Source organism: Bradyrhizobium sp. UFLA05-109, assembly GCF_054185165.1.
This window is the reverse complement of the sequence record NZ_JBBIAR010000127.1, coordinates 1-11,142: the sequence shown is the minus strand read 5'-3', so window position 1 is coordinate 11,142 and position 11,142 is coordinate 1. Positions and strand designations below refer to the sequence as shown.

The following is an 11,142-nucleotide window of genomic DNA, read 5'->3' as shown; positions in this document are numbered from 1 at the left end:
GCTATTGTCGCGCATCGAACCCTCCCTGCCGGGCTGGATTCGATCACCGAATTAATGAACATGCACAATTGCGAGCGCTGCGGCAGTCTGGATGCAGCGCGTTGCCTCAACTCGCATCCTAAATCACGAACGCGCCTCGCGAACGTCAGCGTACCGACTTAGCGACCGACTTGGCGACCGACTTGGGCGGAGTGGCGGCCGCCTGCTCCGGCATGGCCGGCAGCAGATGGCGCGGGATGATGACGTCCTGAGCGGCGGCAAGCGGCGTGCTTTCAGACAACCCGTTGGCCTGCGCGAGCGACCACACCGGAACGTGATATTGCGCGGCGATGCGCTCGAGCGTGTCGCCGGCACGCATTGGAAGCTTCACGCCCGAGTCCCACAATTCCACCAGCGTGTCGCCGGGAACGAGATAGCGCAGCGGCACGGGATCGCCCTGCGCCTGCGCGGGCACGCGCGGCAATTGCGCGACCATGTCGACGATCTGGCGGTGGATGTCTTCAGACTTCTCGATGTTGATGTGCGTGACGCGCTTGTTCTCCTTCAGGTCGAAGCTCGCATAATGGCCGCGATAGCCGGGCTCCGCGACCACGTCGCCGCCGCCAAGCACGCTGTCGGACAGGTAGATGTTGATGAAGCGCTCGACATTGAGCGGCACGTTTCCGGTCGCATGCGCGGGATCGATGGTGATGACCAGGCTGACCGGGATCTTCTCCTCGGCGAGCATCTCGGCGAAAATGATCGAGCACAGCCCGCCCATGGAATGCCCCATCAGCACGATCGGCGCAGGCTGCTCGCGGTAGGCGGAGATCGCGCGCTGGGCGACCAGCCGGCAGATCGTGAATTCGTAGACGTCGGCCTTGAAGCCGGCTTCCGTGAGCCGCTCCGCGAGCCGATCCATGCCGGTCGAGAAGATCGGCCCGAGCGCGCCGCGGAAGAGATAGACGCGCGGGGACGGCCCAGGTTCGGCCTCGGCGGGCAGCGGGGGCGGTTGCGGCAGTGACGGCAGTGCCACGATCGCGGCCGCCTTCTTGGGCTTTGCCGGCGGAGCGGCCGCCACGGCCGTCGAGACAGCGAGCAGCACTCCAATCGCCAGCAGGACCACTCGCCTCAAAACAACCATTCGTCCTGCAACCCCACCGCGGGAAGGCGGGCGCCTTCCCTATTCCGGCCTTACTGACCACCGATTTGGCAGAATTTGGGGCGCAAAGCCTGCCCAATTGCACGCCAACGCCTGTCGCTCACTTATCGCGAACCGGCGATACGCCTGAACCAGTCATCCAGAAGCGCTTTCTCGTAGCCGTAGCGGCCACCCAGGCGACCGGAGGAGTTCATCAGATAGTTCATGTCGCTCAGATCGTCCTCGCCGCTCCTCGTGCGCCTGCCTCCGCTCAGCGTGTAGCGCAGCTTGATGCGCGGCGGCGTGACGTCGCGCATCACCCTCACCTCCGTGCCACGCCCCCGCGGCTCGTCCTGCCCGGCGAGGTCGATATCCAAAACATCGATGCTCAGATTCTGCCCCGGCGCGAGAAGCCGCCTGCCCAGGGTTTCGAGATAGGCGCGAAACTCGGCCAGCGTGGCCTCGCGCGACCCACCACCGTAGGCATCCGCGTCGGTATACCGCTCGGGATTGATGAAGCGGACCTTGACGCCGGCAACGCCGGACGACGGACAGAGCAACGCAGCCATCAGCGCAGCAGCGGCAACCGATCTCCGGATCACGTGAGCCTCGCCTTCCGAACGCGCCCAGTCGCAGCGTCCCGCGAACTCGGGAACGCCGGAATTGACATCGATATTCCGTTTCGGCACTTAGAATCGTTCAATCGGGCCGCACTCCCTCTCGCCTGATCATCAGGCGGCGTGATCGGCCTCGAAAGCTCGTGCCCGAGATCCGCCCCATGACGATGCCATCCTACATCGAACCGATCAGCGGCACGCTCTATCCGCTGGACCAGCCGCGCTGGTGCTCCGACGATCGCAAGCCGCTGATGGTGACGCCGCTGCGCGGCATCTCGCGCGACGAGGTCGATCGCGGCGTGCGCTCACTGTGGCGCTATCGCGCCGCGCTACCGGTCGATATCGCAAGCCCGATCTCCATGGGCGAGGGCTGCACGCCCCTCGTCCAGAGGGAGTGGGGCGAGTTGAGGCCCTACTTCAAGCTCGAATGGTTCAACCCGACGGCCAGCTTCAAGGATCGCGGCACCACGGTGATGCTGTCTTTCATCCGCCAGCTCGGCGTCAATGCAGTGCTCGAGGACAGCTCAGGCAATGGCGGCGCATCGGTCGCCGCCTATGGCGCGGCCGGCGGAATGAAGATCAAGATCCTGGCGCCCGCGTCCACGTCTCCGATGAAGATCGCGCAGGTGCGCGCTTATGGAGCGGACATCCAACTCGTGGAAGGGCCGCGCGAGGAGTCGGAGGCGGAAGCGATCCGCCAGTCCAGCAACATCTTCTATTCGAGCCACAATTGGCAGCCCTTCTTCCTCGAAGGCACCAAATCCCTCGCCTACGAGATGTGGGAGGATTTCGGCTACTCGGCCCCCGACAACGTCGTAGTTCCCGTCGGTGCCGGCAGCAGCCTGCTCGGCTGCTATCTCGGCTTCAAGGAGCTGCTCGCGGCAGGGCAGATCGCGCGGATGCCAAAACTGTTCGCCGCGCAGCCGCTGAACTGCTCGCCACTCGATGCGAGCTTCACGGCCGGCGTCGACACGCCGGTGGCGCGCGAGGTCCGCAAGACCATCGCCGAGGGCACCGCGATCAAGAGCCCGCTGCGCCTGCGTCAGATGGTGGCGGCACTGAAGGAAACGGGCGGCGACACGGTGGCCATTCCCGAAGAGGGCATCATCGCGGGGCTGAAGAAGCTCGCGGGCACGGGCCTGTTTCCCGAGCCGACATCGGCAAGCGCCGCCGCCGCGCTCGACGAGCTTGCCCGGCGCGGCGCCATTCGCTCGAATGAGCGCACCGTCGTCGTCATCACGGGCACGGGGATCAAGGCGGCATCGCTCATCACCGAGATCCTCGGCTAGAGCATGATCCGGAAAAGTGTGAAGCGGTTTTCCGAAAAGATCATGCTCAAACAAAAACCTAAAGCGCGATGACGATTCATCCCAATCTCATTGCGCTTTAGCGCCGAGGACATCAAGACAACGCGCGGCAGGGCTCGCCTAGTTCCGCGACGGCGTCGTTGCCGCTGCCGAACGCGCGACGGGCCTCGCCGCACGCGGCTCGGCCTGCGGGGCCGCTGGCGCGCGCGAGCGCATCACCACAGCATCGATCTCGGCAATCACGCGGCGCTGTATGTACTCGTTCTTGTCGATCGTGATGTGGCCGGCGCCGGTGCCTCGCACGTCGACATTGTCGAGCTTGCCGCGAAGGCCATCGGCTGCGCGCACCGGCTCGCCGGGACCGTCGCCGATATAGAGGTTGATGTACCGCTCGGCACCGGTCGAGAGCCTGGTCTTGAAGACCGAATCGAGCCCGATTGCGAGCTTCACGGGCACGCCGAGATGATTGAGCTTGGCGATCATATCGGGCAGCGCGGTCGCACCCGAGGAATGCCCGACCAGGATGATGGTCTTCAGCTGACCGGCCCTGTAAGCGGCGGCGGCCTCATCGGCGAGCGAGGACCAGGAGACGAAGTTCGCAACCGTCACGGGGATGCCCTGCGCCTCGAGGCGCGAGCCGATGGTGTCGAGCCCGAGCGAGAAGATGTTGAGCACGCCGCGCAGCAGATAGACATGCGTGGTCGCGGCCGCCGGACTCGGCGCCGTCGGAGCGGCCGTCGCGGGCCGCGGGCTGATGGCGAGTGCCGTCACCAGGCACAGGCATAACGCCCACGCCTTGAGTGCCGACAGGTGGCTTGTGCCGGCTGCGCTACGACCGTCTGGTCTCATTGATCTTCCCTGGGAACATTCGCTTTGCGATTGCCGGGAATCGTAGCCTCCCCCTGCTCGCACACGCAACAAAGAGGCGCGTGAACGGCAATCTTTGGCCACCGCGCGTGTCCCTGCTGCAACAGTCGCCCGGAACCCACCACCTAAGAGCCTGTTTTGAGACCATTTTTCTCCGGGTGATTGCGAGGGGGAGATCGCGTTCCTATTTCAGGGCTCCGCTGGACAGCCCTTGATCGGGCAGGTTCCAGCCTCCCTTTCCCAGCCTCCGGCCATCATGTCCTCCATCATCTCCGTCGCCAACCTGTCGAAGACCTATGGGTCCGGCTTCAAGGCGCTGAAAAACGTCAATCTCGACATCAAGCGCGGCGAAATCTTTGCGCTGCTCGGGCCCAACGGCGCCGGCAAGACCACGCTGATCTCGATCATCTGCGGCATCGCCAATCCGAGCGAAGGCAAGGTCATGGTCGGTGGCGAGGACATCATCAGCTCCTGGCGCAAGGCGCGCTCGCTGATCGGGCTGGTGCCGCAGGAGCTGCACACCGACGCATTCGAGAGCGTGTGGGCAACGGTGAGCTTTTCCCGCGGCCTGTTCGGCAAGCCGAAGAACCCCGCCCATATCGAGAAGGTGCTGAAGGACCTCTCGCTGTGGGACAAGAAGGACAACAAGATCATCACGCTTTCCGGCGGCATGAAGCGTCGCGTGATGATCGCCAAGGCGCTGTCGCACGAGCCGCAGATCCTGTTCCTGGACGAGCCTACCGCTGGCGTCGACGTCGAGCTGCGCAAGGGCATGTGGGAGGTAGTGCGCACCCTTCAGCAATCCGGCGTCACCATCATCCTCACCACCCACTACATCGAGGAAGCCGAGGAGATGGCCGACCGTATCGGCGTCATCAACAAGGGCGAGATCGTGCTGGTCGAGGACAAGGCTACCTTGATGCAGAAGCTCGGCAAGAAGCGGCTCACGGTGCATTTGCAGGGCAAGCTCGACGCGCTGCCGGAGAGCCTGGCGCCCTACGAGCTCGAGCTTTGCGAAGAGGGGACGAGACTGGTCTACGACTACGACACCAAGGGCGAGCGCACCGGCATCACCAGCCTGCTCGGCGACCTCCGTAGTGCCGGCATCCGCTTCTCCGACCTCGACACGACGCAATCGTCGCTCGAGGATATCTTCGTCGACCTCGTGAGGACGTCATGAATTTGCACGCCGTTCGCGCCATCTACCTGTTCGAAATGGCGCGCACCTGGCGCACGCTGCTGCAAAGCATCGTCTCGCCGGTGGTTTCAACCTCGCTCTATTTCGTGGTGTTCGGCGCCGCGATCGGATCGCGCATCGACCATGTCGAGGGCGTGAGCTACGGCACCTTCATCGTGCCGGGCCTCGTGATGCTGTCGGTATTGACCCAGAGCATCGCCAACGCCTCGTTCGGCATCTATTTCCCGAAATTCGTCGGCACGATCTACGAAATCCTGTCCGCGCCGATCTCCTACTTCGAGATCGTGCTCGGCTATGTCGGGGCGGCCGCGACCAAATCGATCATCCTCGGCCTGATCATTCTGGCCACCGCGGGGCTTTTCGTTCCGCTGCATATCCACCATCCGATCTGGATGCTGACTTTCCTTGTGCTGACCGCAGTGACCTTCAGCCTGTTCGGCTTCATCATCGGCATCTGGGCCGACGGCTTCGAGAAGCTCCAGATGATCCCGATGCTGGTGGTGACGCCGCTCACCTTCCTCGGCGGCAGCTTCTACTCCATCAACATGCTGCCGTCAGGCTGGCGCACGGTCGCGCTGCTCAATCCGGTGGTCTATCTGATCTCCGGCTTCCGCTGGAGCTTTTACGAGATCGCCGATGTCAGCGTCGCCTTGAGCATCGGCATGACTACCGCCTTCCTGGTGATCTGCCTCGTCATGATCGGCTGGATCTTCCGCACCGGCTATCGGCTGAAGAATTGAGCCGAAGTCGCGTAGCCCGGATTGAGCGCGGCGAAATCCGGGACCCGTGTCGCCTCGATGCACGAGCGACCCGGATTGCGCTTCGCTCCATCCGGGCTACAGAACCGCGTCACCTGTAGCAATGGAAGTGGTGGTAGCCGTCATAATAACCGCGGCAGCGATGGCGCCAGCCGTGATGGGGAATGCCGAACACGCCCTCGACCGCGCCCACGGCGCCGCCAACACCGGCCCCGACAGCGCCTCCGACCACGCCGCCGACCGGCCCGGCGACGCGGTTGCCTTCATAGGCACCTTCCTGCGCGCCGCGCACGATGCCCTGGGTGTGTCCGGGCTGCGGCAGCGCCATGAGCGCAAGCAGGAGGCTTGCGGCGAAAAGCAGGCGGAATGGCAAACCGGCCGGCAACGCGGCCGCGGTGAAGCGAGCTTTGTTCATCTTGATATCCCAGTGGATGGACCGGCGAGTTGACCGGTGAAGGCAGGCAATCTGAAACGCCGCTGCGGCCAAATGGTTGCGCATCCGTGACGAATTGGCGATGCGCCCCGCTCGCGAAAATGTCAGCACTGCACGCGCGGATTCGTGATGATGCAGCCTTGCTTACGCCCGGCGCCACGTTAACGATCGCTGGGCAGGCCACTGGAACCGAAACCTGATTGCGGGCATAGTACATGCCGGGGGATGGAGAGCCGCGGCGCTTGCGCGAACAGGCCGGAGGCCGGAAGTAAAATGCGTACCTTATTTGTTGCAATCGTCTCATTGATGTTTTTCAGCGCGGGTGCCGCGCAGGCCAAGGTCGACATCACCATCGACAAGGACAATCAGCGGATGACCGTCGCGGTCGATGGCGTCGCGCGCTATCACTGGCCCGTGTCCACCGGGATCCCCTCCCGCGAGACGCCGAGCGGCAGCTTCCGCGCCTTCCGCATGGAGGAGGACCACTACTCCAAGGAATTCGACGACGCGCCGATGCCGCACTCGATCTTCTTCACCAAGATCGGGCATGCGATCCACGGCACCGACTCGGTCGGCCGGCTCGGCACGCCGGCGTCCCATGGCTGCGTGCGGCTGTCGCGCGAGAACGCCTCGACGCTCTACGCGCTGGTTCAGGAGCAAGGCGTGCTCAACACCACGGTTACGCTGACCGGCTCGGCGCAGGTAGCCTTGATGCGCAATCCGCGTGGCCGCGGCACCAACGCCGTGGCGCGTGCGGCGCAGCCGTACGGCGACCAGTACAGCGCGGCCGGCGAACCCGTCGACCTGACGCCGCAGGTGCAGCCCGGCCGCCGCATAGTGCCGCAGGACAACGGCTATATCTATCCGGCCGATGGTAGCGACACCGGCGCACGCTATCCGGCGCCGCGCGGCACGCGCCAAGTCTATGATGCTCAGGTCTATCAGCCGCAGCAGCAGTACCAGACTTACGATCCGAGCTACGGCCAGCAGGGCTCTTACTATCAGCAGCAGCCCCGCCAGTACTATCAGCCCCGCACCTACTATAATTACCAGAACTGACGGCTGAAGCGGCCGGCTATCTGAACGCGCTAACCTCCTTCGCCTACCAGCACGAACGGCGCCCAGACGGCAGGATCGGCATTGCGCGGCGAGGCGCGGTCAGCGATCAGCGCGCGCATGGACCGTCGCAGCGCCTCGGCGCGTCCGATGCCGGGGTGCGAGGCGAGCTCGGAGAAGGCGCCGGTCGTCAGCCGCACGGCCGCCTCGGAATCGACCGGCCAGTGCGACACCAGCAGCGCGCGGGCACCGGCGTAGAAGAATGCGCGCGCAAGGCCCGACAGGCCTTCGGCGCCGGGCCTGTCGCCAGCCGCCGTGTTGCATGCCGAGAGCACTGCCCAGTCGGCATCGAGCTTGAGCCTTGCGATACGGCTCGCGGTGAGCAGGCCGTCGTCCTCGGTTGTCGGCCTTTCCGGCAAGGTCAAGACGAGGGCGGGCTCAGTGAGACCGTTGACCTCGCCGGCCACGAGGCCGTGTGTCGCGAAATCGACGACGCGATACTGATCGAGCGGCATCGCGCTGACATTGGTGACGGTCGCGGCCGGGCCGAGCTTGACGTCGTCCTGCGGCGAGGCGCCGAGCGCGCGCGCCACCGCCTGCAATTCGCCCGCAGTTTCAGGCAGCGCCGGCAAGCCCGTGCGCAGCCGCTCCAGATCGACGCTCGTGCCATCATAGTAGCTCTGGTAGGGCTGCACATTGCGTCCGGCGCTCGCGCGCTTTTCGCCGGCAGCACGCTGGAACACGGGATCGCCGAATCCGACGAACGGTCTCGACGCGCGCGAGTCCTTCGCAAAGCTGCGCAGCGCGCGCAGGCTCGCCACCGAGGGCAGCACGGTGATCGCGCGCTCATTCAGCAGCCAGGCCGCTTGCCGGTAGCGATCATCCTTGCCCTGCGCGGAATCGGGTTTCTTCGTCACCAGCACGTGGAACGGCAGGCTGGTCAGCGCGCCCGCGGGAACCACCAGCAGTTTCGGCTTGCCTGAGATGTCCGCCATGACCGGACCAAGCAGCGCGGTGTAGAGTTCGAAGGATGCATCGAGATCGAACGAAGTCTGCGGTGTCTCGGAATTGGCAAGTCCGAGCCGAAGATGCGCGACGCGGTCGCCGATCATCTTGCTGCCGAGCGCGACCTGGCGCAGCGCGCTCGTCTCGCGCGTGACGGCAAAGACGTAGGTAGTCTTGCTCAGCGACAGAAAAGAAACCAGCGCTTCATCTGGTCTCAAGAGGGCCTGCGCCTGCGCGACCGGCAGCGGCTGGGGGTTCGACAGTTCGGCGTAGGCCGGAAAGCCCTTGTCGAGCTGTGCCGAGACGTCGTCATAGGATTTTTGCGTTCGCGCGAACTCTGCGCGCAGGCTGCCGATCAGCGCGTCGTTGCGCTTGCCGTCGGGTTGGCCGAGCTCGGTCGTGACGCGTTTATCGAGCGTGTCGAGCATGACCTTCAAATCCTGCTGCCGCCGCACCAGCACTGCGATCGCGTCATTGCCGGCGCCGAACCGGGCCGCCATCTGCGACAGGGCCGCGCCCGCCTTGGTCTCATGAGCCCGCTGCGCCGCGCCAAACGCCTCATCCCTCACCGCATCGTCGGGCGTGCCGTCCGAAACGCGCCAGATTGCCTCGATCAACGCCGGGTCGATCTCGGTGAAGCGGGTGAACTGCGCATTGCGCTGAGCGTTCAACGCTGCCGAAGCCCGCCGCAGCATTGCGAGCGCATCGGCCCATTTGCCTTCGCGTGCGTCGATGTCGGCGAGATTGACCATCGTGGCGATGGTGTCCTGATGGTTCGCGCCGAGCCTCTCCTGTGCGATGGCGAGCGCGCGGCGCAGCTCGTTGCGTGCTTCAGTGAGCTGACCGGTCCCGAGATCGAGCACCGCGATGCTGCGGAGATCGCCGATGAGCTGCGGATGCGTATTGCCCAGCAGGCGCTCGTCGATCTCGAGCGCTCGGCCGAGATATGGCCTGGCCTCGTCGGCACGCCCGGCCTCCATCAAGGCCTGGCCGAGCGAGTTCGCAGCGACGGCGGTCTGGGCGGCGCCCTGGCCGAACTTCCGCTCCATCAGCAGCAGGGAGCGCTGGTAGAGCGGGATCGCCTGTTCGGCGCGGCCGAGACTGCGATAGCTGTTGGCGAGATTGGTTAGGATGCGCCCGACATCGGCACTTTCGGCGCCGAACGCCTTCTCGTCGATCGCAAGCGCGCGCTCTTGCAAGCCCACCGCAGCCTCGACCTTTCGCTGATCGACATAGTTGTTGGCGAGGTTGACGAGCGCAATCGCCGTGATCGGGTGGTTGGGGCCGTATTGCTTCTCATAGGCCTGAAGCATCTGCTGATAGAGCTTCTCCGCTTCCGCAAGGCGCGATTGCCGCTCCAGCACGATTGCCAGATTGCCCGTCGTCCCCGTAACGAGCGGATGATCCTCGCCACGGCGCGCGCGGCCAACGGCGAGTGCACGCCGGAAGATCGCCTCGGCATCGGCAAAGCGGCCGACGGCCTGATAGAGGTTACCGAGATCGTTGAGTGTCTTCTCGTAGTTGGGGGTCGCCTCGGCACCCCGGCCATAGGCACTGTCGAGCAGGTCCAGCGCTTGCTTCAAAAGCCGCTCGCCCTCGTCGAAGCGTCCGAGCAGGCCATAGACGTCGCCGAGGTCGTCCATCGCCGTGGCAATCTCGTGCGGCGGCGCATTCGGGGTATTTTGCCAGCTCGCGAGCGCAGTCTCGAAATAGCGGGCAGCCTCGCCAAAATTCTCCTTGTCGCGCGCGAGCCCGCCGAGGGCGGCAAGGGTGCTTGCGAGCCTGACGTCGTTCGCGCCGAAGGCGGATGTGCCGAGCGCCAGCGCGCGTTCGGCAACCGCCGTCGCCTCAGTGCGTCGGTCGAGCATGCCGAGGGAGCTAATCAGGATGTTCGAGGTGCGCAGCGTCGAGGCAACGTCGGTGTTGCGCAACTTGATTGCGAGCGCCGCATTCAGCTTGTCGACGGCCTCACCGTAGCGTCCGAGATTGTGCAGGCACAGGCCCTGATTGTGCAGCACCCCGGCATAGTTCATGTTGTCGGTGCCCTGCCGCCGGCGAACAAGCACCTCGAGCTTCTCGGCGGCCGCCAGGGCCTCGGCCATGCGGCCGGCCTGGATGCTCGCGCCCATCTGCGCCTGGAGCGCATCAAAATCGTTGCCGCGCTGCGCGAAAGCCGGGGCTCCGAACAACGAGGCCGCCAGCATGAGGGCGGCGAAGACGCGAGCGTGGCGCATATCGAGGCCCCCGTCACACGCATCAAATGACAATGGCCTCAAGAGTAAAGGCCGCAACCGCTGCTGTCGACAGCGTGCCAGGACGCCGGGCCACCACGGTCTCCGATCAGTACTCGGGCGAGCCAACAGGCGCGAATGCCTGTAGACTGGCCAAAGCCGCCGAAAAGCGGTTCAAACGTTCCGTTTCCCTCTTGCCCTGCGTGCCCCGATGCCATCCCCTGCTGTGACGATCCTGACGGCCTTTTGTGTTCTCATCGCTGGACGGGCCATGGCACTCGATCCGACCTTCGATCTCGAAGCGCATCGCGGCGGGCGCGCGCTGCTGCCGGAAAACACCTTGCCCGCCTTCGCCAACGCTCTGTCGATGGGCGTCGACACGCTGGAGCTCGACGTCGGCGTCACCGCGGACGGCGAGGTCGTCGTGTCGCATGAGCGCGGCCTCAATCCGGATCTCGCGCGCGATGCCGCAGGCGGCTATGTCGCCGCGCCCGGTACGCCGTTCGTCAAGCTGCGGCTCGACGAGGTCAAGACATATGACGTCGGCCAG

Annotated in this window: 10 protein-coding genes; 5 read left to right on the top strand and 5 right to left on the bottom strand. The window is 65.0% G+C overall.

What is annotated here, in order from left to right; translation table 11 throughout:
• Positions 1-145 precede the first annotated feature (145 nt).
• The gene (locus Q3C01_RS44070) at positions 146-1,123 is read right to left on the bottom strand and encodes a LysM peptidoglycan-binding domain-containing protein (RefSeq protein WP_458151593.1); all 978 of its coding nucleotides are present in this window, start codon (positions 1,121-1,123) and stop codon (positions 146-148) included.
• Between the two features lie 122 nt (positions 1,124-1,245).
• A complete protein-coding gene (locus tag Q3C01_RS44065; RefSeq protein ID WP_458151592.1) occupies positions 1,246-1,809 on the bottom strand; it encodes a DUF3016 domain-containing protein in 564 nt (187 codons plus the stop codon).
• 89 nt (positions 1,810-1,898) lie between these two features.
• Here Q3C01_RS44065 and Q3C01_RS44060 point away from each other — a divergent pair, with 89 nt between their 5' ends.
• Entirely contained in the window at positions 1,899-3,026 is a 1,128-nt protein-coding gene (locus tag Q3C01_RS44060; protein ID WP_458151590.1) for a threonine synthase, read from the top strand.
• A gap of 138 nt (positions 3,027-3,164) precedes the next feature.
• On the opposite strand, the gene Q3C01_RS44055 is transcribed toward Q3C01_RS44060, so the two are convergent.
• On the bottom strand, positions 3,165-3,893 hold the full coding sequence (locus tag Q3C01_RS44055; RefSeq protein ID WP_458151589.1) for a hypothetical protein: 729 nt from the start codon (positions 3,891-3,893) through the stop codon (positions 3,165-3,167).
• 274 nt (positions 3,894-4,167) lie between these two features.
• On the opposite strand from Q3C01_RS44055, the gene Q3C01_RS44050 reads away from it, so the two are divergent.
• The gene (locus Q3C01_RS44050) at positions 4,168-5,091 is read left to right on the top strand and encodes an ABC transporter ATP-binding protein (protein ID WP_458151588.1); all 924 of its coding nucleotides are present in this window, start codon (positions 4,168-4,170) and stop codon (positions 5,089-5,091) included.
• On the top strand, positions 5,088-5,849 hold the full coding sequence (locus Q3C01_RS44045) for an ABC transporter permease (protein WP_458151587.1): 762 nt from the start codon (positions 5,088-5,090) through the stop codon (positions 5,847-5,849). Before Q3C01_RS44050 ends, Q3C01_RS44045 begins: the two co-directional genes overlap by 4 nt.
• Before the next feature lie 109 nt (positions 5,850-5,958).
• On the opposite strand, the gene Q3C01_RS44040 is transcribed toward Q3C01_RS44045, so the two are convergent.
• Positions 5,959-6,282, bottom strand: coding sequence for a hypothetical protein (locus Q3C01_RS44040; RefSeq protein ID WP_458151585.1), 324 nt, complete (start codon positions 6,280-6,282; stop codon positions 5,959-5,961).
• Between the two features lie 291 nt (positions 6,283-6,573).
• Between Q3C01_RS44040 and Q3C01_RS44035 the strand changes: the two genes are divergently transcribed.
• A complete protein-coding gene (locus Q3C01_RS44035) occupies positions 6,574-7,359 on the top strand; it encodes a L,D-transpeptidase (RefSeq protein ID WP_458151584.1) in 786 nt (261 codons plus the stop codon).
• A gap of 29 nt (positions 7,360-7,388) precedes the next feature.
• Here the strand turns inward: Q3C01_RS44035 and Q3C01_RS44030 are convergent, their stop codons facing one another.
• The gene (locus tag Q3C01_RS44030; RefSeq protein ID WP_458151583.1) at positions 7,389-10,595 is read right to left on the bottom strand and encodes a CHAT domain-containing tetratricopeptide repeat protein; all 3,207 of its coding nucleotides are present in this window, start codon (positions 10,593-10,595) and stop codon (positions 7,389-7,391) included.
• Between the two features lie 268 nt (positions 10,596-10,863).
• Here Q3C01_RS44030 and Q3C01_RS44025 point away from each other — a divergent pair.
• The coding region (locus Q3C01_RS44025) for a glycerophosphodiester phosphodiesterase family protein (RefSeq protein ID WP_458151582.1) at positions 10,864-11,142 on the top strand (279 nt) is incomplete at its 3' end.

Coding starts and splice junctions, on each gene's coding strand:
- Q3C01_RS44070 (WP_458151593.1), bottom strand. CDS start 1,123: ATGGTTGTTTTGAGGCGAGTGGTCCTGCTGGCGATTGGAGTGCTGCTC.
- Q3C01_RS44060 (WP_458151590.1), top strand. CDS start 1,899: ATGACGATGCCATCCTACATCGAACCGATCAGCGGCACGCTCTATCCG.
- Q3C01_RS44055 (WP_458151589.1), bottom strand. CDS start 3,893: ATGAGACCAGACGGTCGTAGCGCAGCCGGCACAAGCCACCTGTCGGCA.
- Q3C01_RS44050 (WP_458151588.1), top strand. CDS start 4,168: ATGTCCTCCATCATCTCCGTCGCCAACCTGTCGAAGACCTATGGGTCC.
- Q3C01_RS44045 (WP_458151587.1), top strand. CDS start 5,088: ATGAATTTGCACGCCGTTCGCGCCATCTACCTGTTCGAAATGGCGCGC.
- Q3C01_RS44040 (WP_458151585.1), bottom strand. CDS start 6,282: ATGAACAAAGCTCGCTTCACCGCGGCCGCGTTGCCGGCCGGTTTGCCA.
- Q3C01_RS44035 (WP_458151584.1), top strand. CDS start 6,574: ATGCGTACCTTATTTGTTGCAATCGTCTCATTGATGTTTTTCAGCGCG.
- Q3C01_RS44030 (WP_458151583.1), bottom strand. CDS start 10,595: ATGCGCCACGCTCGCGTCTTCGCCGCCCTCATGCTGGCGGCCTCGTTG.